The following is a 22282-nucleotide window of genomic DNA, read 5'->3' as shown; positions in this document are numbered from 1 at the left end:
GGACGACGTGCTTTCCCTACCCGGCTCCCCTTTCCACCGCCAACGCCTGATCCGCACCGGTCTGCCCATGCTGGCCGGCGTGGTGGTGTCGATGGGTGCCCTGGCGCAGCAGACCCGGCCCAGCGAGATCTACACCTGTGTCGACGGCAAGGGCCGGCGCATCACCTCGGACCGCCCCATCGTCGAGTGCCTGGACCGCGAACAGCGTGAGCTGGACGGCACCGGCCTGGTGCGGCGCGTGGTGCCACCGAGCTACACCGCCGAAGAACGGGCCCAGATGGCAGCCCAACGCAAGGCCGAAGACGAACAGCGCGCGCGCGTGGCCGAAGAAAGACGCCGCGACCGCGCCCTGGTGATCCGCTTTCCCAACCAGGCCCTGCACGACAAGGCGCGCGCCGAGGCACTGGCCCAGATCGACGAGGTCGTGGACGCGGTGCACAAACGCGAACAGGCGCTGGAACAACAGCGCAAAGACATCCGCGCCGAGCTGGAGTTCTACCAGAGCGATCCGAGCAAGGCGCCCCTCGCGCTGCAGCGCAAGGTCGAAGACAACGCGCAGCAGATGCAGGTGCAGAAACGTTTCCTGGAAGAACAGACCCAGGAGAAGAAGCGCATCAACGCGCGTTTCGACGAAGAGCTGGCCAAACTGCGCCAGCTCTGGGGCGGCAACGCCGCGGCCAGCAACGCCACCGTGCCACAGCGCTGACGCAGCGCGCGCCAGCGCCGCGGGTTTATTGCAGCTTCTGACGCAGCAGGTCGTTGACCTGCTGCGGGTTGGCCTTGCCCTTGCTGGCTTTCATGACCTGCCCGACCAGCGCGTTGAACGCCTTGTCCTTGCCGGCGCGGAACTGGGCCACGTTGTCGGCGTTGGCGGCCATCACCTCGTCGATGATTTTTTCCAGCGCGCCGGAGTCGTTCATCTGTTTGAGGCCTTTGGCCTCGATGACAGCGTCGATGTCGCTGCCCTCGCCGCTCCACAGCGCGTCCATCACCTGCTTGGCGGCGTTGTTCGACACCGTGCCGTCGGCGATGCGGCCGATCAGCGCGGCCAGCTGCTTGGCGTTCACCGGCACCTCGGCCATGTCGCGCTCTTCGGCATTGAGCCGGCGCGACACCTCACCCATGATCCAGTTGCTCACCAGCTTGGCCTGACCACAGGCCTTGGCCGCGGTCTCGAAGTAGGCGGCCATGGCCGGGCTCTGCGTCAGCGTGGTGGCGTCGTACTCGGGCAGGCCGTATTCGGCCACCAGGCGTTCGGCCATGGCGCGCGGCAACTCGGGCATCCCGGCCTTCACCTGTTCCACCCAGTCGCGCGCGATCACCAGCGGCGGCAGGTCCGGGTCGGGGAAGTAGCGGTAGTCGGCCGCATCTTCCTTGGTGCGCATGGCACGGGTCTCGCCGGTGTCCGGGTCGAACAGCACGGTGGCCTGCTGGATCGCATGGCCGTCCTCGATCTGCTCGATCTGCCAGCGGATCTCGTAGTCGATCGCCTGCTGCATGAACTTGAAGCTGTTCAGGTTCTTGATCTCGCGGCGCGTGCCCAGCGGCGCGCCCGGCTTGCGCACCGAGACGTTGGCGTCGCAGCGGAAGCTGCCTTCCTGCATGTTGCCGTCGCAGATGCCGATCCAGGTCACGATCTTGTGCAGCTCTTTCGCGTAGGCCACGGCCTCGGCGCAGGAACGCATGTCGGGCTCGGTCACGATCTCCAGCAGCGGCGTGCCGGCGCGGTTCAGGTCGATGCCGCTCATGCCGTGGAACTCTTCGTGCAGGCTCTTGCCGGCGTCTTCTTCCAGGTGCGCGCGCACCAGGCGCACGGTCTTCTTCTCGTCGCCGAGAAAGAAGCTCACCTCGCCGCCCTGCACCACCGGGATCTCGAACTGGCTGATCTGGTAGCCCTTGGGTAGGTCGGGGTAGAAGTAGTTCTTGCGTGCGAACACGCTCTGCTCGGCGATGTGCGAACCCAGCGCCAGGCCCAGGCGGATGGCGTGTTCCACCGCGCCGCGGTTCATCACCGGCAGCGTGCCCGGCAAGGCCAGGTCCACCGCGCAGGCCTGCGTGTTGGGTTCGGCACCAAACGCCGTGGGCGCGCGGCTGAAGATCTTGCTGTTCGTGGCCAGCTGGGCGTGGGTCTCGAAGCCGATCACGACCTCGTAGCCCTGCACCAGCAGGGAAGCTTGCTTTTTGTCGCTCATGTTCAGAAGCCCTCCGGCGTCTTGGTGTGCCAGTCCGTCGCGCGCTGGAATGCATCGGCGGCTTGCAGCAACTCGCCTTCCTTGAAATAGTTGCCCACCAGTTGCAGCCCCACCGGCAGGTTGGCCGCGCCGAAGCCGGCCGGCACGCTCATGCCGGGCAGGCCGGCCAGCGAGGTGGACAGGGTGTAGATGTCGGCCAGGTAGTTGGCGACCGGGTCGTCGCTCTTCTCGCCGATCTTCCAGGCCACGGTGGGTGCCACGGGGCCGGCGATCACGTCGCACTGGGTGAAGGCCTGCTGGAAGTCCTGCGCGATCAGGCGGCGGATCTGCTGCGCCTTCAGGTAGTAGGCGTCGTAGTAGCCGTGGCTCAGCACGTAGGTGCCGATCATGATGCGGCGCTGCACCTCGGGCCCGAAGCCTTCGCTGCGCGACTTCTTGTACATGTCGGTCAGGTCGCCGTACTGTGCGGCGCGGTGCCCGAACTTCACGCCGTCGAATCGGCTGAGGTTGGAACTGGCCTCGGCCGGCGCAATGATGTAGTAGACAGGGATGGAGAGCTCGGTGCGCGGTAGCGAAATGTCCACCAGCGTGGCACCCAGCTTTTCATACTCGGCCAACGCGGCGCGCACGGCGGCCAGCACGTCGGGCGCGCAGCCTTCGCCAAAGAACTCCTTGGGCAGGCCGATGCGCAAACCCTTGAGCGGCATCGCAGCCGAAGCGCCCTCTCGCGGCGCCCCCAGCAGGCGCGTGTAGTCCTCGGCCGGGTGGTCCAGGCTGGTGGAGTCGCGGTCGATGTCGGGGCCGGCCATGGCCGTCAGCAGCGTGGCGCAGTCGGCGGCGCTGCGCGCCATCGGGCCGGCCTGGTCGAGGCTGGAGGCGAAGGCCACCATGCCGTAGCGCGAGCAGCGGCCGTAGGTGGGCTTGATGCCGGTGATGCCGGTGAAACTGGCGGGCTGGCGGATCGAGCCGCCGGTGTCGGTGCCGGTGGCGGCGGGCACCAGGCGCGCAGCCACGGCGGCGGCCGAGCCGCCGGAGGAGCCACCGGGCACGCGGGCCGTGTCCCAGGGGTTGTGCACCGGCGCGTAGGCCGAGTTGTCGTTGCCCGAACCCATGGCGAACTCGTCGCAGTTGAGCTTGCCCAGGGTCACGGCACCGGCGGTGGCCAGGTTGGCGACCACGGTGGCGTCGAACGGGCTCTGGTAACCGGCCAGCATCCTGGAGCCGGCGGTGGTGGGAAAGCCCTGGGTGACGAAGATGTCCTTGTGCGCCAGCGGCACGCCCAGCAGCGGGCCGCGTTCGCCAGCGGCCACGCGGGCGTCGGCGGCACTGGCCTGCGCGAGCGTCAGGTCTTCGTTGAAGGCGAGGTAGGCGCCCAGGCCGGCGTGCTGCTGTGCACGCGCCAGCAGGTGCTGGGCGGCTTCGACGCTGGAGGTCTTCTTGTGGCGAATAGCGTCGGCCAGTTCGGCCATGCCCATCTGATGGATATCGGGCTGGCTCATTCGATCACCTTGGGCACGAGGAACAGACCGCGCTCGACGGCGGGTGCGCTCTTCTGGTTGGCTTCGCGGTTGTTGGGTTCGCTGGCCACGTCGGGGCGCAGGCGCAGGCTCACGTGGTCGATCACAGCCGTGGGATGGGCCAACGGCTCCACGCCGGTGGTGTCGACCGCGTTCATCTGTTCGACGATGTCGAAAAAGCCGTTGAGCTGGCTGAGCATGCGCTCGCTCTGCGGGTCGGACAGCTCCAGGCGCGCCAGGTTGGCGATGCGCCCGATGTCGGACAGGGTCAGGGACATGGCTGGACTCGGTTCCGGTGAAAGAAAAAAGAAGCCCGCTCAACCGTGCCCAAAGGGCGCCGAAACGGGGTGTAAAGTGAAGATTTGCCCCCTGGATGCGCGCAGTTATGCACAGGGGATGCGGTATTATCCAAGGTTTAACGGCAATTCCTGCTCCGAAACGGTTTTTGTCGCTGAATCAAAGACTTAACACCCGACCTCCCCGTTTAGACACCAGGCGATGGCCGCACGAAGCTGCTGCCATGCCCCACAGGATTTTTGCACCATGTTTGAAGCCTTTCGTCGGCAGTTTTCGACCGACCTCGCCATTGACCTCGGCACCGCCAACACCCTGATTTATGTCCGTGGCAAAGGCATCGTGCTCGACGAGCCGTCGGTGGTTTCGATCCGCCACGAAGGCGGGCCCCAGGGCAAAAAAACCATCCAGGCGGTCGGCCACGAAGCCAAGGCCATGCTGGGCAAGGTGCCCGGCAATATCGAGGCCATCCGCCCGATGAAGGACGGCGTGATCGCCGACTTCACCGTCACCGAGCAGATGCTCAAGCAGTTCATCAAGATGGTGCACCCGCGCTCGATGTTCAAGCCAAGCCCGCGCATCATCATCTGTGTGCCCTGCGGCTCGACCCAGGTCGAGCGCCGCGCCATCCGCGAGTCGGCCCTGGGCGCGGGCGCTTCTGAGGTCTACCTGATCGAAGAACCCATGGCCGCGGCCATCGGTGCCGGCCTGCCGGTGTCCGATGCTTCGGGCTCCATGGTGGTGGACATCGGCGGCGGCACGACCGAAGTCGGCGTCATCAGCCTGGGCGGTATGGTCTACAAGGGCAGCGTGCGCGTGGGCGGTGACCGTTTCGACGACGCCATCATTGCCTACATCCGCCGCAACTACGGCATGCTGATCGGCGAGCCCACCGCCGAAGCGATCAAGAAGAACATCGGCTCGGCCTTCCCCGGCTCCGAAGTCAAGGAAATGGAAGTCAAAGGCCGCAACCTCTCCGAGGGCGTGCCGCGCAGCTTCACCATTTCCAGCAACGAGATCCTCGAAGCCCTGACCGACCCGCTGAACAACATCGTTTCGGCCGTCAAGATGGCGCTGGAACACACGCCGCCCGAGCTGGGCGCCGACATCGCCGAGCGCGGCATGATGCTCACTGGCGGCGGCGCGCTGCTGCGCGACCTGGACCGCCTGCTGGCCGAAGAAACCGGCCTGCCGGTGCTGGTGGCCGAAGAGCCGCTGACCTGCGTGGTGCGCGGCTGCGGCATGGCCCTGGAGCGCATGGAGCGCCTGGGCACCATCTTCACCAGCGAATAAGCCCCCGCGCCGGCTTCCGGCCTGACCACCCCACCCGCGAGCCTTCCCCGACATGCCACTGGGCACCCTGGACCGCACACCGCCCCCCTTTTTCAAGCAGGGGCCGTCGGCCATGTCCAAGCTCATGGTGTTCAGCGCGGTCGCGCTGTTCCTGATGGTGGCCGACGTGCGCTTCCGGCTCGCGGCGCCGGTGCGCGCGGCCATGGCGACCGCCCTCTACCCGGTGCAGTGGCTGGTGCTGCAACCGGTGCAGGCGGTGGGCACGGCCGGGGGGTATCTCACGTCCCTGCACCGGGCGCAACAAAACGAAAGCGAAGCACTCCAGCGGCTGGCGGCCCAGGCCGGCAACGCGTTGCAGCTGGAGCAGCTCCAGCTGGAAAACCAGCGCCTGCGCGAGCTGCTGGCCATGCGCGAACGCCTCAGCGCGCAGGCCATCGGCGCCCAGGTGCTGTACGACGCGGCCGACCCGTACTCGCGCAAGGTCGTGATCGACCGTGGCCAGACCCATGGCATCGAGGCCGGCTCGCCGGTGATCGACGAAAGCGGCGTGCTGGGCCAGGTCACGCGCGTCTACCCGCTGCTGTCCGAGGTCACGCTGCTGACCGACCGGGACCAGGCCATCCCGGTGCTCAACACGCGCACCAGCGTGCGTGACGTGGCGTTCGGCCAGCCCTCGTCCGACGGCGATGGCCTGGAGCTGCGCTACACCCTGGCCAGCGCCGACATCGAGGCGGGCGACCTGCTGACCACCAGTGGCGTGGACGGGGTGTACCCGCCGGGCCTGCCGGTGGCGCGGGTGGCGCGGGTGGAAAAGCGCGCCGAGTCGTCCTTCGCCCGGGTCGTGTGCACGCCGCTGGCCCGCACGCAAGGCACGCTGCATGTGCTGGTGCTGTCGCCGCTGGCGCACACGCTGCCTCCCGCGCCACCTCCGCAGGAGCCGGCCGGCCGGCCGCGCCGTGGCGGGCCGCTCGACTCGCCCGGCGGCAGGAGCGCAGCGCCATGATCATGCGCCCTGGTCAGCAGTTGCTGCTGCCCGCCAACCCGGCTTTCATCTGGTTCAGCCTGCTCGGCGCCCTGATGCTCAACATGCTGATGAACATCGGCCTGTGGGGGCGCGCGGCCTGGACGCCCGATCTGCTGGTCGTGGCCCTGGTGTTCTGGAGCGTGCACCAGCCCCTGCGCATCGGAGTGGGCGTGGCGTTTGCCTTTGGCCTGGCCATGGATGTGCACCAGGGCGCCCTGCTCGGCCAGCACGCGCTGGCCTACACCGTGATGGGCTATTTCGCCATCTTCATGCACCGGCGCCTGCTGTGGTTCGGGGTGCCGACGCAGGCGGTGCAGGTGCTGCCGCTGTTCCTTTGTGCGCAAGTGCTGGTGCTGCTGGTGCGCATGGCTTCGGGTGGCACGTTTCCGGGCTGGCCGGTTTTCCTGGCCCCGTTCATCGAAGCCGCGCTCTGGCCCGTGGCCAGCGTGCTGTTGCTCGCGCCGCAGCGGCGCGCGCCGAACCCCGACGACAACCGACCTCTATGAACACCCCCCGCGCCGCCTTCGGCGTCACCCCCCTGGCGGGGGGGCGATGCGAGTGGCCCGTCCTGAGCCTGTCGAAGGGCGGTTCCACCGCATCCAGGGCAAGACATCCCGCGCCGGACCGTCCATCCTGCGCCCGTGGCCGGGCCGGGCAAACGGCATGACCGAGATCCGCAACGTCGAGGCCGACCTGGCGCAGTTCCGCACCCGGGTGCTGGTGGCGGGATTGGCGGTGGTGTTCGCCTTCGGGCTGGTGGCCGCGCGCATGGTCTACCTGCAGGTGACGCGCCACGACGATCTGCTGGCCCAGGCCGAGAGCAACCGCACGGCGGTGCTGCCGGTGGTGCCCAACCGGGGCCAGATCCTGGACCGCCATGGCCGCGTGCTGGCCACCAACTACTCGGCCTACACCCTGGAGATCACCCCTTCCCTGGTGGACGATCTGGACGCCACCATCGAGGCCTTGTCCGGGTTGGTGGAAATCCAGCCGCGCGACAAGCGGCGCTTTCGCAAGCTGCTGGAAGAGTCGAGACAGTTCGACTCGCTGCCCATCCGCACCCGGCTGAGCGACGAGGAGGTGGCCCGTTTCACGGTGCAGCGCTACCGCTTCCCCGGCGTGGAGGTGCGTGCGCGGCTGCTGCGCCAGTACCCGAACGGCGAGGTGGCCAGCCACGTGATCGGCTACATCGGGCGCATCAACCAGCGGGAAAAGGAGTCCATCGAGGACTGGCCCGAGGACGAGCAGGCCAACTACCGCGGCACCGAACACATCGGCAAGCTGGGCGCCGAGCAGAGCTACGAGCGCGAGCTGCACGGCGTCACGGGCTTCGAGCGCGTGGAAACCTCGGCGGGGGGGCGCGCCGTGCGCTCACTGGCCAACATCCCCGCCACCCCGGGCAACACCCTGGTGCTGTCGATCGACATCCAGCTGCAGAAACTGGTCGAGGACATGTTCGGCGAGCGCCGGGGCGCGCTGGTGGCGATCGATCCGCGCAATGGCGAGGTGCTCGCCTTCGTGAGCAAACCCACTTTCGACCCCAACCTGTTCGTCGAAGGCATCGACACCGACAACTGGAAGCTGCTCAACGAGTCGCTGGAAAAACCCCTGCTCAACCGCGCGCTGCGCGGCACCTACCCGCCGGGCTCGACCTACAAGCCCTTCATGGCGCTGGCCGCGCTGGAAACCGGCAAGCGCAGCGCCGAAACCGTGATCAACGACCCGGGCTACTGGATGTTCGGCAACCACCGCTTCCGCAGCCACGGCGACGGCGGCCTGGGCGCGGTGGACATGTACCGCAGCATCGTGAAGTCCAGCAACGTCTACTACTACTCGCTGGCCAACGAGATGGGTGTGGACGCCATGCACGACTTCATGGAGCCGCTCGGCTTTGGCCAGATCACCGGGCTGGACCTGCGCGGCGAAGTGCGCGGCGTGCTGCCCAGCCAGGCCTGGAAACGCAGCACCTACAAGCGGCCCGAACACCAGCGCTGGTACGCGGGCGAAACCATCTCGCTGGGCATCGGCCAGGGCTACAACAACTTCACCATGCTGCAGCTCGCCCACGCCATGGCCACCCTGGCCAACGGCGGCACCAAGCACACGCCCCACGTGGCGCTGGCGATCGAAAACGTGTTGACGCGCGAGCGCAGCCTGCTGCCGGCCCAGGAGACCGTCAACCTGGGTTACAAGCCCGAGAACGTGCGCACCGTGCTGCGCGCCATGCAGGGCGTGACCATCGAAGGCACCTCCACGCGCGTGTTCGCCGGCGCCGGCTACGCCAGCGGCGGCAAGACCGGCACCGCCCAGGCCGTGACCATCGGGCAGAAAGACCGCTACGACGCGCGCAAGCTCGAAGAACACCAGCGCGACCACGCGCTCTACATCGCCTTCGCCCCGGTCGACAACCCCCGCGTGGCGATCGCCGCGGTGGTGGAAAACGCCGGTTTCGGCGCCGCCCACGCCGCCCCCATCGCGCGGCGCGTGTTCGACTACCTGCTGCTCGACCAGTACCCCAACCCGCAGGACCTGGCGGCGGTGCAACGCGGCGAGGCCAGCGCCCCCATCGGCACGCCGCTCAAGGCCAGCGCGATGCCGTGGCCGCCTGCGCCATTGGCGTCACCCGCCACGGCCCCATAGCGGCCCTCTCGCCAGGCCCGGGCGAGCGGGGTGTGGGTGGCGGCCCGGTGCCCGCTTCCGGCTCAAAATAGCAACAAAAAGTATTCTCTTCGCCGATCTCACCATCGGCTGGGATACGATCCTGCCCGGCGTCGCCATGACGTCGCACAGCCGCTGCACGACGGTTTCGATGCAGGGTTGCAGGGAGGAAAACGATGAAACGACCAAGCATGGGCGCGTGTCTGCGGGCGCTCGGCCCAGTGGCGCACGCTGCGGGCCCATGGGGCTGCGGCCGCCCCGTCGCACGGACAGCGGGCGACGCGGATCGCCCCACAGCGCCCCTTGGCGCTGATCTTCAGCACATGGCGCCCTCCCCGCCCATACCCGTCCAGAAACCCAGATGCGCACGCCGGTGATGGCGCGCGTCGGCACCCTGCTCTTTCGAACAACACCACCCATCCACACAACATCAGGAGGACTCACCATGGATCACCCAACCACCCGGACACCCCACCACCATCCCATCCACCGGCGGCAATGGGCGCGCCTGGCGCTCGCCGGCGCAGCGGCACTGGCGCTGAGCGCTTGTGGCGGAGGCAGTGGCGGAGACGACGGGGGGTCTTCGAGCAACCTGCGCGAGGCCTTTGACAAGCTGGAGCCGGGCATGCTGAAGGAAGACGTGATCGCGTTGGTGGGGTTTGCGCCATATAGCGGAAACACCGACTCCAGCGGCGGTGTCTTGCGCTGGCAAGCCGGCTCGGAGTTGCTCGACGTTAGCTTTGACGTACAGCAAGGTGACACGGTTGCCGTCATCACTTCCGCATATTGGGACAACCGCGCCAGTTCAGAGACGCGGCTCTTTGTTTGAAGGGGAATCTCATGTTGAAAACTCTGCTGCCCCTTTTGGCGCTGGTGGTGACTTCATCGGCATCGGCACAGTGGGCCGTCTATGACGATGCGGTCAAGAAAGAGCTCATCAAAATCAACAAGGTCGCATCCATCGGTGACAAGAAGCTTTCCGAGTTCGACAAACAGGCGATTCTGAGCGAAAAGTTCGAGACCAAGGCACCCACCGACCCCACCAAGTACATCGGCACCGTCGCCGACTGCGGCGACCCGAAGCTCAACGCCAACCACCACAACGCCTGCCTGGGCCTGCGCAACCTGCGCCTCAAGACCCTGGAACAGACCGAGGCCATCCTCGTCAAGATCGACGCACGGCGCACCGAGATCAAGAACCTGATCTCCGCATCGAAGGAAGCAGAGAGCGAAGCGGGTCGTCTCCAGCGCTACGAGTTCGAACTGCAGGGCCTGCAGGCCCACATGCAGAACGACGCCATGCAGCTCGAGGCCCTGCGCGACGGCTACCAGCAGCGCGAGAAGATGTACGAGATGCAGATGGCCGAGGCGCGTCGGGCCACCGATACCCGCCCGCCCAATGCCGCGGTCAGTTTCGGCGCGGTCCCCTTCGTCAAGCCCCCCAAAAGCTGGTGAGGGTACGGCCCGGCCGCTTCCACCAGATTCTCATACACAACAACATCAGGTGAGGTGATTCCATGACTTGTGGCGATGCCGCTGTTCCGGGTTTTTTGCTGGCGGCGCTGGGCCTGCTGGACCCCAAGTACGTCAAGATGATCGACGACGCGGTGTTCATGTGCAGCATCCGCGAGTACCTGATCGACGACATGTTGATCGGCACCTACCGCGAGCTGGTCGCGTCCCGGCTGGGAACGGCCCTGGCGTATCTGTCAACGGCCATCATGACGGTCTGGGTGATGGTCCAGGGGTTCACGCTGATTTCCGGCACGAATCGCCAGCCCGTCCTGGCACTGGCGTTCAAGACGGGCAAGATGGTGTTCATCCTGTCGCTGGTGACCCTGTTGGCCACCAAATCGCCCGTGATCGCCGACACCGTGCTCGATATCCAGGGGTTGATCACGGCGGCCATCGTGGGCGAAGGGAACGACGTCTACCAGATCATCGACTTCAACCTGGCCCTGGCGCAGGTGTTCAACGTGCTGGTGAACAGCCTGGTGGGCGGCCAGCAGGTGGGGGCGAATGGCAATGTGCTGACCTCCTTGTCCGGGATGATCGGCCAGAGCGGGCCGGCCATGCTGGTCTCGGTGCTGGCGATGATGGCGGAGATCTCGATCACGCTGGCCGTGATGCTGTCGCCGCTGTTCATCTTCTTCCTGCTGTTTCAGCAGACGGCCAGCATGTTCTGGTCGTGGGCGAAGTTCCTGCTGGGCACGATGGTGTCGCTGGCGGTGCTGGCCCTGCTCTCGGGCGTGCTGCTGAAGATGACGATGTTCTACGGCGGGTCGGTGCTGGCGGCCTTCTACATCAACGGCGCCCTGGGTGACGCGGGGTCGATCGATATGGCGAACAGCGCCTTGCGCATGAGCGCCATGGGCGTGTTGTCCAGCATGCTGGTGATGCTGATCCCGCCGCTGATCATGCAGTTCTTCAACTCGGGGGCGTCGTTCGCGGCCGGCGCGATGGCGGGTGCCATGGGCGGCGGCAGCGCCATGGCGGCGCAGACCTCACAAGGCGCGGGGCTGATGGGCGCGCTCGGTGGCATGCCGGGCGGGCAACCGGCCCTGGGGAATGGCACCCCAGGAAGCCGTGGCGACCACAACGAGACCGCGGGCCAGGGCAACTTTGCCGCCCTCAACAACCAGGAACTGCTTGCGCGCTCCAGAAGCCTGGCGGGGCCCGACGCCGAGGCCGGCGGTGGTGCCCGTTCGGGGGCGATGTTGGGCCAGGGCTTGCGGGGTCTGGCGAACCAGCCCTCGGACCACACGACGCTGGCGGGGCTGCATCAACGGCAAAGCACGAACGAATTCCGCGGCGGCGCATCCGGCGGCCGGAGCGAGTCCAGCCGGGTTTCGTCGGCGGACAGCATTGAAGATGCGGTGATCCGCGATCCGGCGCTCGGCAGCGGCGGGCATCTGGGCGTGCACGGAGGAGCCGGTGGTGCGAGGGCCCCGGCCCAGGCACCGGCGGGGTCCACGGCGACTGCGGCAGCCCCTGTGGGCCATCCGTCAACGGCCAGCGGTCCAGCATCCACGACGCCCGTGCATGCCACGCCAGCGACCCTGGCCCGGAACGCGAATCAGGCGTCGCCGCAGCGACCGAACATCCGCCACGCGCCGAACGTGGGGACGGTGCGCCGACCCTGACGCAGCGCCTCCTGCGGCCCCACACGATGCAAGGGCCCCTCAGGCCCTTGCCCGCGTTTGGGCAGGCTCACATCGCGCGCAACTGCGGTTCGTGAACAGGCGTCTGCGCCCAACCCGCTTGCATCCCGTTGCGGGGCTCCAGGCTGGCCTGCTGGTCCAGCACGGCCAGCCGCGACAGCGATTCGGTGGCCGGCGTGTTGGCCGCTTGCCGGGCGTCGAGCACGCCGTCCTTGAGCAGGCCGTGCTCGTGCTGGCCAAACCGGATCTGGCCGTTGTTCACCCGCAGCAGGTTGATGCCGCTCAGGCCGTTTTCCCGCGCGCAGCAGGCCAGCGAGCACACGGTGTTATCCAGGCCCCGGTCCCAGGGCAGGTGGTGGGTGGTGGCCAACCGGCGCACTTCGCGCTGACTGTCGCTCAGCAGGGCCTGGGAAACCCGTGAGAGCTCCGGCCCGGCGGCCAGGGTCCGCTGCTCGGGGACACCGGCCGCGGCTTGGCCTTCCAACGCCGGACCCTGGTCCACCGGGCCCGCAGCCCGGGGGCGGGTCACAGAGGGCGATGGCTGGGCCGACGGCGCATCGGTTTCGCGCTCGCGCCGGGCGGGCTCACCGGGAGGCAGTGGGCCACGCAGGGCGTCCACGGCATCCAGGGCGTTGCCCACGGGCCCTCGACCGACGGCGGTGATGACGCCGCGCATGCCCTGCACATCGCGCCGGTACTCGCCGATGCGCGTGGCGTTGTCCTGCGCGCGCTGCACGGTGGCCGGGTCTTCCAGCACAGAGCGGTCGGGCCGGCCTTGGGCATCCACGCTGGCGAAGTGGTGCATCTTGTGGCTGTCGGCCATGGCAATGGCGGCGGCCGTGGTGGTGGGCGGGGTGAATCCGGTGGCCAACTGGATGGGACCGCGGCCACGCAGGGGGTCGCTCCAGTGGGTCTTGTTGTCGTAGCCATGGGCGTCCAGGGTCTGGATCTCCTGGGGCGTGGCGTGAACCTTGACCTGGCCGTAGTGGGCGCTGGCGGCGCTGACCAGATCGCCGGCCATGACGTGGTTGGTGACCGAGTGGCCCCCGGCCGGGATGCGCAGGCCCAGGCTGGTGGCGCCGTAGGCGTTGAAGGTCTCTCCGCGCAGGTCGAAGTGGTGGGCTGTCACCTGGGCCAGCGTGCCGCCCAGGGAGTGGCCGGTGACGGTGACGGGGGGCGCGGAGCCACCTCCTCCGACTGCTTTTTCTTGCGCAAGCTGCAGCGCTTTACGGGTCAGCGCGATTGCATCGGAAGCCTGCAAATTGGAGCGGTTGAGCACCATGCCGCCGTCGGCCAGCAGTCCGTCTTTCAGGGCTTCGCGGTCGAACTCGGTGCCCCGGTGGGCGACGATGATTTCGTTGGTGTCCACCCGTTGGTAGATGCTGCCCTGATAGCCGGTGCGCGGGTTGTCGTGGTGCTCGAGGACTTTATATTGATGTCGCCCGATGGGCACGGGGTCATCGCGGTCGCTCACCTTGCGGCTGTTGTATGCATCTTTCGCAAGATCGGCATAGTCTTGACTGCTCATGCTCATGGCTGCACCTTTTTAGGCGTCAGCGTCATGGAGAAGAGGTTATCGCGGGCCTCCAATGCAAACTTCTCCCGCGTGTTGTTGCCCCACGTCCTGAATCCATCGGTCTTGCTTCGAGGGTAGTAGCCCTTCCAGTAAAACAACTGCACCGGTTGCTCAGCCACAACCTGATCCGGTTGCAAACTGGCTCTGAATGAGGACTCGGCAAGAGTTCCCGTTGCCATGACCCCCGCCCCCACCCCGACCATCTGCCACTGGCACACCCCATTGCCGTAGTAGTCCTCGTCGAGCATGGCGTCGAGGTAGACCGTGGCGGCATAGCTGCCGTCGGGCCGCTCGGTGAAGGGCAGGACCACCGTGTGTTCCGGCTCCCCCCGCACACCGGCGAAGTCGTTGACGACGTAATTGCAGCCCTTGGCCTGGTACAGCGCGCTCCAGCCCATCTTCTTGAACGGCCCCGGCGCGTCCTGGATGGTCAGCACGATCTCGTAGCCCTGTTTGGGCGTGGGGTTGAGGCGGTAGAGGTGTTGTTGCGCGGACTTGTCGTTCTTGCCTGCGCCGGGACTCGCTGGGACAGCCGGTGTCATCGTTGGCTCCGTGGTGGGTTGGGGTTGGCAGCCCGTGGCCCACAGCGTCAGGCTCAGGCACAGGGCGAGTGGCAGTCGGTGTTTGAACAACAAGGGGCCTCCTTTGAGAACTTTTGAACTCAGTCTACCTGTGTTCAGGAACGGCACCCGGGAAGGCCTGCTTAAAACGACGCCGGTGGCCACGCAGCCCTCGTCCCCTTTCATGCCTTGGGGAGTGGCACCCGATGCTCAATTAGCATGACTTATGACATTGGCTTTCATGGTGAAGATCTTTATGATTAGGGTAAACCCTAGTCCAATACAGAAAGAAGCATCATGAACACCAACACCGAATCCCTGTGGTCCCGCGTGACCCGCACCATCCGCGACTTTTTCAACCGCGCCACCGCCGGCACGTCCGACGAGTTGGAGACTTACCTCAGCACGGCAACCAGCCTCACCCAGCTGGAAGACATGCAGCGCCGTTGGGACCAAGCCCACTGTGGGCACAACAGTTCTGGTGCTTACTGAGCGAGAAATGCCATGCTGAACTTCCTCAAATCCCTGTTCGACACCAAAACGCCCCGGTTTACCACCGGAGCCCGCGTCAACCGCTTCAACAAAGGCAGCATCGACCGCCTGGACGGCCGCGTCATGGCCCAGACCGATGAAGGCGTGCTGGTCGACTGGCCGCGCTACGGTTCGGGCTGGGAGCAGCCCCACATGCTCTGCCAGCAGGTCTGAAGCCCCCACCGCTTCGCGCGGCCTACCTCATCCAGGCGTCGTAGCCGGTCTTCAGGATCAGCGCGGTGACCACCACGATGAAGGCCGCGCGCACGAAACCGCTGCCGTGCTTGAGCGCCAGCCGCGTGCCGAGCAGGCTGCCGACCACGTTGGCCACGGCCATCACCAGCGCGAAATGCCACCAGACGTGGCCCTTGGCCGCGAACAGGATCAGGGCCGCCAGGTTGGAAGTGGTGTTGAGCAGCTTGGCGCTGGCGCTGGCGTGCAGGAAGTCGTAGCCCAGCCAGCGCACGAACAGGAACACGAAAAAGCTGCCGGTGCCGGGGCCGAAGAAGCCATCGTAGAAACCGATGGTCGCGCCCAGCGTGGCCGCGGCAAAAGCCTCCTGGCGGCCGGTGAAGTGCGGCGTGTGGTGGCGGCCCAGGTCCTTGCGCGCCAGGGTGTAGGCCAGCACACCCAGCAGCACCAGCGGCAGCGCCCGGCGCAGGAAGTCGGGCGAGATCACCGTGACGGTCCAGGCGCCCAGCATGGAGCCCGCGAAACACACCAGCGCGGCGGGCCACAGCGCGCGCCAGGGCATCTGCACCCGCTGCGCGTACTGGACCGTGGCCACCCCCGTGCCCCAGATCGACGCGCCTTTGTTGACGCCGAACAGCGTGGCCGGATGGGTGTTGGGAAACACCGCGAACAGCGCCGGGACGAGGATCAGGCCACCGCCGCCGACGATCGAGTCAACAAAACCGGCGAACAGCGAAGCAATAGAAACGAGCAGCAATTCCATGCAAGGATTGTCACCCCCCTGCGCCGCTGCGCGGCTTCCCCCCAGGGGGACCACGCCCTTGGACCGGCGGAGCCGGATCTTCGGCGTGTGCTGGGTTCGGACACGTGCTCCGGTGAAGGGTTGGCTGCTGCCGTACGGCGTTCAGCGTCACTGCGCCTGGGGCAGCTCCAGCACGAACTCGGCCCCACCGCCCTCGGCGTTGCGCGCGCTCAGTCGCCCGCCGTGTTGCTCGACGATGCCGTAGCTGATGGACAGGCCCAGGCCCGTGCCCTTGCCGACCGGTTTGGTGGTGAAGAAGGGATCGAAGATGCGCAGCAAGTGTTCGGGCGGAATGCCCGGTCCGTTGTCGCGCACGCTCACCCGCACCGGGTCCGCGCCACCGACCAGGCTCACCCAGACGCAGGGCGACACCACCCCGGGGGCGCTCACGGCGTCGAACGCGTTCTGCAGCAGGTTCATCATCACCTGCTGCAACTGGCCCGCGCTGCCCATCACGGTACAGGGCGCGCCCGCCTGCCAGCGCACGTCCACCGGCGTCGGCCGGCCCTTCTGCACCCAGTGGATGGCGCGCTCGATCACCTCGACCAGGTTCACCGGCACACGTTCTTCCGAGTCCATCGCCGAAAAACGCTTGAGGCCGTGCACGATGTCGGCGGTGCGCTGCGCGCCCTCGAGCGTGCCTTCGATCAGCGAGGGCAAGTCGCTCATCAGGTGTTCGATGCGCAGCTTCTGCCGCAGCGCCTGCAGCACCGGCTCGGGCTCGTGCGCGTGCAGCGCGGCCATGTAAGTCTGCAGACGGTCGCAGTACTTGCGCAGCGCGTGCACGTTGCCGAGCACGAAGCTGATCGGGTTGTTGAGCTCGTGCGCCACGCCGGCCACCAGCTGGCCGAGCGAGGCCATTTTTTCCGAATGCAGCAGCTGCTGCTGGGTGCGCTTCAGGGCCTCGTGCGCGGCGCGCATCTCGTGGTACGCGCGCTTGAGCTCGGCCGTGGGCCGGCCCACCCACACGGTGCCCACGCGCCGGCCGTTGCCGCCGATGCGCGGCGTGCAGTTCGCGTCCACCGAGATCGCCTGGCCCTGCTGATCGAGCAGGTTGAGCTCGATCGCCTCGCCCGCGCGCGGCGCGTCGGCTTTCTCCATCGCCGCGCGCGCCGCGCCCACGCTGGCGTCATCGGCCAGCAGCTCGTAGAGCCGCGTGCCGCGCAACTGCTCCTCGGAGCGGCCCACCAGCTCACACAGCGCGGCGTTGGCCTGCTCGATCAGACCGCCCTCGTCGCACACCACCAGCACGTCCGACATGGAGGTGAGCACGCTGAAGATGAACTGCTGTGACTGTTCCAGCTCGGTGTTCTTCTTCTCCAGCTCCACCTCGTCGTCGATCAACCGGGTATAGACCTCGTCCATCTTCTGGATCACGTCCAGCCAGGTGGACTCGTCCACGCCTTCCATGGGGACGGTGGGCAAAGGACTGGGAGAACGGGGCTTGCTCATGTCAGTGCACCGTGCAGACCATGCAGGGGTCGAAGGAGCGCACGATGTGCTGCACCGCGACCGGTGTCTGTTCGCCGTCGCGCACCGGCGCATCCACCAGCGCCTGCTCCAACGCACCGGGGATGCCGGCGGCGTCGCGCGGGGAGAAATTCCAGCTCGTGGGCGCGACGATCTGGTAGTTGGCGATGCGCCCGCGCCGCACCACCAGCCAGTGGCCCAGGCTGCCGCGCGCGGCCTCGCTCAGGCCCACACCGTTGCCCTCGTCGGGCAGCGCCGTCGGCACGCAGAAGGCCTCGGTCGGCCGGATCGCCTGCAGCCAGTCTTCCATCAGCGGAACCACACGCGCGAGCTCGATCAGCCGCGCCAGCACGCGCGTGTAAACCGTGCCACCGTGGCGCGCCACCGCGTCGCGCACCAAGAGCATGCCGCTGGTGAGCTGGCGCGCGATGGCGCCGGTCTCGACCACTTCGCCACCCAGCCGCGGCGCCTTGTTCCAGGTGTAGGCGCCGGGCTTGTCGGGTTCGGGGCGGGTGATGCCGTGCAGCGGGTGCAGCGGCTCGCGCGCGTGGGCCAGCCAGGTGTGGGTGGCGTCTTCGGTGATGACGCGCGGGTTCAGCACTTCGACCTCGCCGGTCTGCGTGCGCCACACACCGCCGGGCAAGGCCCAGCCACCCCCGGGCTGGGCGTAGGCGCCGTAGCTCAGGTAGCGGCCCGGGCCAGGGCCCAGCGTGTCGAGCTGCAGGTCGCGCACGAGCGTGAGGAAGAAGCGCAGGTCGCCGCCCAGCGGGTCTTGCGCGTGCCAGTCCCAGAGCGCGGCCTCGGTCTCCAGCGCGGCCACCGTTTCGAGCGGCGCCGCGAACAGCTGGCGCTCCAGGAAGCCGCGGAACTCGCGCACCTTGGCCAGCAGGCGCACGCGCTCGGCCGCATCAATGGCGCGGGTGGAGCCCCCCGGTTCGACCGATTGCGTGTGCGGCCACTTGCCGCCCAGCGTGCCCAGCAGCGTGAGCCAGCGCTGGCGCGCCGCGGTGGCCGCGCGCACCTGTTCACCATGGTCGGGCGCGAAGCGGCGCACCGCTTCGGCGTGCCAGGGGTGGGCGGCGTAGACCGGGCGGGCGAAGTCCGGCATGAAGAACAAATAGAAGTGCGTCAGGTGGTCGGCCAGGTTTTCGGTCGCCAGGATCAAGTTGGTCGCGTGCTGTCCGTTGGCCGGCATGCTGATACCGCCCAGATCGGCCAGCGCACGCGCCGAGGCCACCGACTGCGACACCGAGCAGATGCCGCAGATGCGCGGCACATAGACCAGCGCGTCGTGCGGCGCCTTGCCCTGCAGGATCTGCTCGAAACCGCGGTACATGGTCGCGTTGACCTGGGCCGAGGTCACGCGGCCGTCGGCGATGTCGAGCGAGACTTCAAGATCGCCTTCGACGCGGTTGAAGGGTCCGACCAGCAAGCGGCTCATGAACGGCTCATTTCAAACGTGTCTTCCGTACGGCGGGCTTCACAACGAGATGGTCCGCCACCGCATTGTTCTTCACCCGCTTGGGCGTGGCGCTCTTGGAGAGTGATGCCAATGCCACAAACCAGGCCTTGGGCATGTCGGTCGGCAGGCCGATGGGGATGCCGGCGAGTTTGGGCGTTTCGTGGAACGGGTGGCCGGGCTCCTGGAAACCCGGTTCGGTGCAGGCGATGCAGGCGTAGCCGCCGCGCGTGCAGCTGCCCTCGCCGTTCCACAGGCGGGTGTTGCAGTCGGCGTGCACCTGCGTGCCCTTGCAGCCCATGTGTTCCATCATGCAGCCGAGGTCGGACGGCTTCTCGGCGCTAGCCTTGAACTCGTAGTACTCGTTGCGCGTGCAGCCGTGGTGCACCAGCTGGTCGGCGTAGAAACGCGGGCGGTTCAGCGGGTCGAGGTCGTCGGCCGCGAAGCCGTCGGCGGCCAGCGCCATGATGGTGTCGATCACCCAGCTCGGGTGTGTCGGGCAGCCCGCAATGTTGATCACTGGCAGGCCGCTGGTTGAGCGAAAGTCCGCGCCGAGCAGGCCCCCGAGGCGGTCGTCCTCGTACTGCAGGCCACAGGCGTCGGTGGGGTTGTCGCCGCCCGCGGTGATGCCGCCCCAGGCCGCGCAACTGCCCACGGCCAGCACGTGGTGCGCCTTCGCCGCGAGTTCGCGCACCCAATGGATCATGGGCAGGCCGGTGCCCGCGAGCATGTGGAAACGCCCCGTGCCGTGGGGGCCGCGCAGCAGCGAGCCCTCGACGCACAGTGCGTCGAGCCGGGTGCCACCGTCCAGCACCGAGTGCAGCAGCGCGATCACCTCTTCACCGCTCGCCATCGACAGCGAGGGGTGCCACAGCAGGTGCACGCCACCGTCGCGCAGGTGGCCCTGGAAATCGGTGGTATCGGCGCACAGCAGCGACATGCTGCAACCGCCGCAGCCGCCGCTTTGAAGCCAGAGCACGTTCATGCGGGGATCTCCTCGGGCAGCTGTGCCCACTCGGTTGCCCAGGCCAGGGCCAGGGCCAGATCGGCCAGCGCCTGTTCGCCTGGCGCCTCGCCGAGCTCGAAGCGCTGGGCGCGGATGGCGAGCAGCGTGCAAGGCGGCAGCTCGGCACGTTCGAGGTCGCGGTAAACCTGCAGCAGCGCCTCGGGCGGGAGTGCGTGGGTGGTGAAGCCAGCATTCGGTGCGGGCCTCACGGTACTCACTGCGAACGGGGTCTGCAGGCCGATGGCGGCGTCCACGAACAGCACCCGTTCGCGGCCGACGAGATCGAGCGCGTGTTCGACCTGCAGCTGGAAGTCGGTCAGGCATTCGAGCCGGCCCGACGACATCTGCCCCAGCCCGGCCAGCTGTTCGACCAGCAACGGGCCCAGCGCGTCGTCGCCCCGGCTAGGGTTGCCCCAGCCGAACACCAGCAGCGGCGCCACCTGGGAACTCATTGCGCCGCCTCCGCCGAATGCGGCCGGGTGCCGCGCACGGTGTCGCCGCGGGACGAGCGGTGCACGTGGTCGAGCACCTCGCCGCGGGCGTTGCGCAGCGTCACCGCCAGCGGCATCTGGCCCAGCGCGTGGGTGGCGCAGGACAGGCAGGGGTCGTAGGCGCGGATGGCGACCTCGATGTGGTTGAGCAGGGGTTCGGTGATGGTCTGACCGTCGAGGTACCGCAGCGCCACCGAGCGCACCGCCTCGTTCATGGCCTGGTTGTTGTGGGTGGTCGAGACGATCAGGTTGCAGCGCGTGACGAGGTCGTCGTCGCCCACTTCGTACTCGTGGATCAGCGTGCCGCGCGGCGCCTCGATGATGCCCACGCCGCCGCGCTGGTGCTCACCGGTGGCCAGCAGCGGTCCACCGAGGATGGCCGGGTCGTCCAGCAGATCGGCCACCACTTCCACGCCGTGCAGCAGCTCAATCATGCGCGCCCAGTGGGTGGCCAGCACCGCGTGCACCGGCCGGCCGCCGTGCGCCGCCACAAAGGCCTGGCGCCGCGCTTCGGCGCGCGGCGTGGGGATGAAGTCGCAGTTCTGCAGCCGCGCCAGCGGGCCGACGCGGTACCAGCCGGCGTCGGGCCCCAGGGCCAGGCGGTAGGGAAACTTCATGTAGGTCCAGGGCTTGACGCCCTCGCCGATCAGCTCGCGGTAACGCTGGTCCTCGAAGCAATCCACCGCCACGCGGCCGTCGGCCTCGCGCACACGCAGCGTGCCGTCGTAGAACTCCAGCGCGCCACCGGGACCGACCAGCGACATCATGGCCGCTGGGGTGTCGGCGAAGCCGACCAGGTGCTCTGGCAAGCCGGTGTGCAGGCGCTCAGCCAGATCCACCGCCGCCTCGGCCCAGGCCAGCACCTGGGGCAGCTGCGCGCGCAGGGTGTCGCGCTCGGTCGGGTCCACCGCGCGGTTCGTGCCGCCGGGCACCGAGCCCGTGCCGTGCACCCGCTTGCCCGCCGTGATGCGGATCACCTCCTGGCCGAACTTGCGCAGCATCACGCCCTGGCGCGCGGCCTCAGGGTGCGCCATCGCCACGCCGACGATGTTGCGCTGCGCGACGGCGGCGTCGAAGCCGAACAGCAGGTCGGGCGACGACAGGTGGAAGAAATGCAGCGCGTGGCTCTGCACGATCTGGCCGTGGTGCATGAGCCGGCGAATCTTGTCGGCGGCCTCGGGCACGGGCCAGCCGCCGACCACGCGGTCCAGCGCCTTGGTGGCGGCCAGGTGGTGCGAGACCGGGCAGATGCCGCACAGGCGCTGCACCATCACCGGCACCTCCCAGTAGGGCCGGCCGACGATGAACCGCTCGAAGCCGCGGAACTCGACGATGTGCAGGCGCACCTGCTGGATGCGGTTGTCGTCGCCCAGCAGCAGCGTGACCTTGCCATGGCCTTCCACGCGCGAGACCGGGTCGATCACGATGCGGCGCAGGCCCTGCGGGTCGGCGGCGGTTTCGAGAGAAGGGGTGGTCATGGTCTCAGTCGTAGCGGATCAGGCCGTGCGCGGGTTCGCGCCCGGCGATGAGGTCCTGCAGCAGATGCCAGAAGGCATCGGCCGACGGCGGGCAGCCGGGCAGCGAGTGGTCGATGCGCACCACTTCGTGGATGGGGTGCACCTTGTTGAGCGGCAGCGGGAGTTCGGGGTCGTCGGGCACGGTTCCGTACACGGCCTGCAGCATGTCCCCGACGTCGAGGTGGTTGCGCAGCGCCGGCAGGCCGCCCGTGATGGCGCAGGCGCCCACCGCCACCAGCACGCGGCAGTTGGCGCGGAAGGCGCGCAGCACCTCGACGTTCTCGGCGTTGCAGAGCCCGCCTTCGATCAGGCCGATGTCGCACGGCCCCACGGTCTTGATGTCGGTCAGCGGCGAGCGGTCGAACTGAATGTGTTCGATGAGCTCGAACAGGCGCTCGTCGATGTCGAGGAACGACATGTGGCAGCCGAAACAGCCGGCCAGCGAGACGGTGGCCACGCGCAGCTTGGCGGGGGCGGGGTTCGCGGTGCTCACTGAACAACCCTCCGTGCTGCGCACTGCGGGACTGAGCGCCTTCGGA

General features: G+C 67.8%; 22 protein-coding genes. 10 read left to right on the top strand and 12 right to left on the bottom strand.

All coding sequences use genetic code 11. The features are described 5' to 3' along the window. Positions 1-7 precede the first annotated feature (7 nt). On the top strand, positions 8-706 hold the full coding sequence (locus AC07YZ_RS21655; protein WP_494796301.1) for a DUF4124 domain-containing protein: 699 nt from the start codon (positions 8-10) through the stop codon (positions 704-706). 25 nt (positions 707-731) lie between these two features. On the opposite strand, the gene gatB is transcribed toward AC07YZ_RS21655, so the two are convergent. From gatB to gatC, 3 genes are read right to left on the bottom strand one after another with little or no spacing between them, the layout of a single operon-like run. Then, entirely contained in the window at positions 732-2192 is a 1461-nt protein-coding gene (gene gatB, locus AC07YZ_RS21650) for an Asp-tRNA(Asn)/Glu-tRNA(Gln) amidotransferase subunit GatB (RefSeq protein ID WP_494796300.1), read from the bottom strand. A gap of 2 nt (positions 2193-2194) precedes the next feature. Then, positions 2195-3691 (bottom strand): Asp-tRNA(Asn)/Glu-tRNA(Gln) amidotransferase subunit GatA, encoded by a 1497-nt coding sequence (gene gatA, locus AC07YZ_RS21645; RefSeq protein WP_494796299.1) that lies wholly within the window; start codon positions 3689-3691, stop codon positions 2195-2197. Next, a complete protein-coding gene (gene gatC / locus AC07YZ_RS21640; protein WP_226490946.1) occupies positions 3688-3987 on the bottom strand; it encodes an Asp-tRNA(Asn)/Glu-tRNA(Gln) amidotransferase subunit GatC in 300 nt (99 codons plus the stop codon). The genes gatA and gatC overlap by 4 nt, the downstream gene beginning before the upstream one ends. Before the next feature lie 265 nt (positions 3988-4252). Here gatC and AC07YZ_RS21635 point away from each other — a divergent pair, with 265 nt between their 5' ends. The 7 genes from AC07YZ_RS21635 to AC07YZ_RS21605 all read left to right on the top strand — a co-directional run bounded on the left by AC07YZ_RS21635 (position 4253) and on the right by AC07YZ_RS21605 (position 12121). After that, a complete protein-coding gene (locus AC07YZ_RS21635; RefSeq protein ID WP_068169816.1) occupies positions 4253-5296 on the top strand; it encodes a rod shape-determining protein in 1044 nt (347 codons plus the stop codon). 52 nt (positions 5297-5348) lie between these two features. Further along, positions 5349-6299, top strand: a complete 951-nt coding sequence (mreC, locus tag AC07YZ_RS21630; protein ID WP_494796298.1) for a rod shape-determining protein MreC — start codon at positions 5349-5351, stop codon at positions 6297-6299. Further along, positions 6296-6826, top strand: a complete 531-nt coding sequence (gene mreD, locus AC07YZ_RS21625; RefSeq protein ID WP_226490944.1) for a rod shape-determining protein MreD — start codon at positions 6296-6298, stop codon at positions 6824-6826. Before mreC ends, mreD begins: the two co-directional genes overlap by 4 nt. Positions 6827-6983: 157 nt before the next feature. Next, positions 6984-8960, top strand: coding sequence for a penicillin-binding protein 2 (gene mrdA, locus AC07YZ_RS21620; protein WP_494796297.1), 1977 nt, complete (start codon positions 6984-6986; stop codon positions 8958-8960). 463 nt (positions 8961-9423) lie between these two features. Further along, positions 9424-9807: a hypothetical protein gene (locus tag AC07YZ_RS21615; protein WP_494796296.1), complete on the top strand. Its 384-nt coding sequence runs from the start codon at positions 9424-9426 to the stop codon at positions 9805-9807. 11 nt (positions 9808-9818) lie between these two features. Then, entirely contained in the window at positions 9819-10433 is a 615-nt protein-coding gene (locus AC07YZ_RS21610) for a hypothetical protein (RefSeq protein WP_494796295.1), read from the top strand. Positions 10434-10495: 62 nt separating this feature from the next. Then, positions 10496-12121: a TrbL/VirB6 family protein gene (locus AC07YZ_RS21605; protein ID WP_494796294.1), complete on the top strand. Its 1626-nt coding sequence runs from the start codon at positions 10496-10498 to the stop codon at positions 12119-12121. A gap of 67 nt (positions 12122-12188) precedes the next feature. Here the strand turns inward: AC07YZ_RS21605 and AC07YZ_RS21600 are convergent, their stop codons facing one another. After that, complete coding sequence (locus AC07YZ_RS21600; protein WP_494796293.1) at positions 12189-13667, bottom strand: alpha/beta hydrolase family protein; 1479 nt, start codon at positions 13665-13667, stop codon at positions 12189-12191. A 2-nt stretch (positions 13668-13669) separates the two neighbouring features. After that, entirely contained in the window at positions 13670-14350 is a 681-nt protein-coding gene (locus AC07YZ_RS21595; RefSeq protein WP_494796292.1) for a hypothetical protein, read from the bottom strand. Positions 14351-14572: 222 nt separating this feature from the next. Here AC07YZ_RS21595 and AC07YZ_RS21590 point away from each other — a divergent pair, with 222 nt between their 5' ends. Both AC07YZ_RS21590 and AC07YZ_RS21585 read left to right on the top strand, forming a co-directional pair. Further along, a complete protein-coding gene (locus AC07YZ_RS21590; RefSeq protein WP_226490937.1) occupies positions 14573-14767 on the top strand; it encodes a hypothetical protein in 195 nt (64 codons plus the stop codon). 12 nt (positions 14768-14779) lie between these two features. Next, positions 14780-14980: a hypothetical protein gene (locus AC07YZ_RS21585; protein WP_226490936.1), complete on the top strand. Its 201-nt coding sequence runs from the start codon at positions 14780-14782 to the stop codon at positions 14978-14980. A 22-nt stretch (positions 14981-15002) separates the two neighbouring features. Here the strand turns inward: AC07YZ_RS21585 and AC07YZ_RS21580 are convergent, their stop codons facing one another. The 7 genes from AC07YZ_RS21580 to AC07YZ_RS21550 all read right to left on the bottom strand — a co-directional run bounded on the left by AC07YZ_RS21580 (position 15003) and on the right by AC07YZ_RS21550 (position 22236). Beyond that, positions 15003-15761, bottom strand: coding sequence for a sulfite exporter TauE/SafE family protein (locus AC07YZ_RS21580; RefSeq protein ID WP_494796291.1), 759 nt, complete (start codon positions 15759-15761; stop codon positions 15003-15005). A 147-nt stretch (positions 15762-15908) separates the two neighbouring features. Beyond that, positions 15909-17252, bottom strand: coding sequence for a sensor histidine kinase (locus tag AC07YZ_RS21575; protein WP_494796290.1), 1344 nt, complete (start codon positions 17250-17252; stop codon positions 15909-15911). Between the two features lies 1 nt (position 17253). After that, on the bottom strand, positions 17254-18711 hold the full coding sequence (locus AC07YZ_RS21570; protein ID WP_494796289.1) for a nickel-dependent hydrogenase large subunit: 1458 nt from the start codon (positions 18709-18711) through the stop codon (positions 17254-17256). Positions 18712-18718: 7 nt separating this feature from the next. Beyond that, the gene (locus AC07YZ_RS21565) at positions 18719-19714 is read right to left on the bottom strand and encodes an NADH-quinone oxidoreductase subunit B family protein (RefSeq protein WP_494796288.1); all 996 of its coding nucleotides are present in this window, start codon (positions 19712-19714) and stop codon (positions 18719-18721) included. Continuing rightward, positions 19711-20187, bottom strand: coding sequence for a hydrogenase maturation protease (locus tag AC07YZ_RS21560; protein WP_494796287.1), 477 nt, complete (start codon positions 20185-20187; stop codon positions 19711-19713). Before AC07YZ_RS21560 ends, AC07YZ_RS21565 begins: the two co-directional genes overlap by 4 nt. Continuing rightward, positions 20184-21704 (bottom strand): Ni/Fe hydrogenase subunit alpha, encoded by a 1521-nt coding sequence (locus tag AC07YZ_RS21555; protein WP_494796286.1) that lies wholly within the window; start codon positions 21702-21704, stop codon positions 20184-20186. The genes AC07YZ_RS21560 and AC07YZ_RS21555 overlap by 4 nt, the downstream gene beginning before the upstream one ends. A gap of 4 nt (positions 21705-21708) precedes the next feature. After that, positions 21709-22236: an NADH-quinone oxidoreductase subunit B family protein gene (locus AC07YZ_RS21550; RefSeq protein ID WP_494796285.1), complete on the bottom strand. Its 528-nt coding sequence runs from the start codon at positions 22234-22236 to the stop codon at positions 21709-21711. Positions 22237-22282: the final 46 nt, after the last annotated feature.

It is taken from the genome of Hydrogenophaga sp. GW101-3F08, from assembly GCF_059424585.1.
This window is presented reverse-complemented; position numbering and strand designations above follow the sequence as displayed.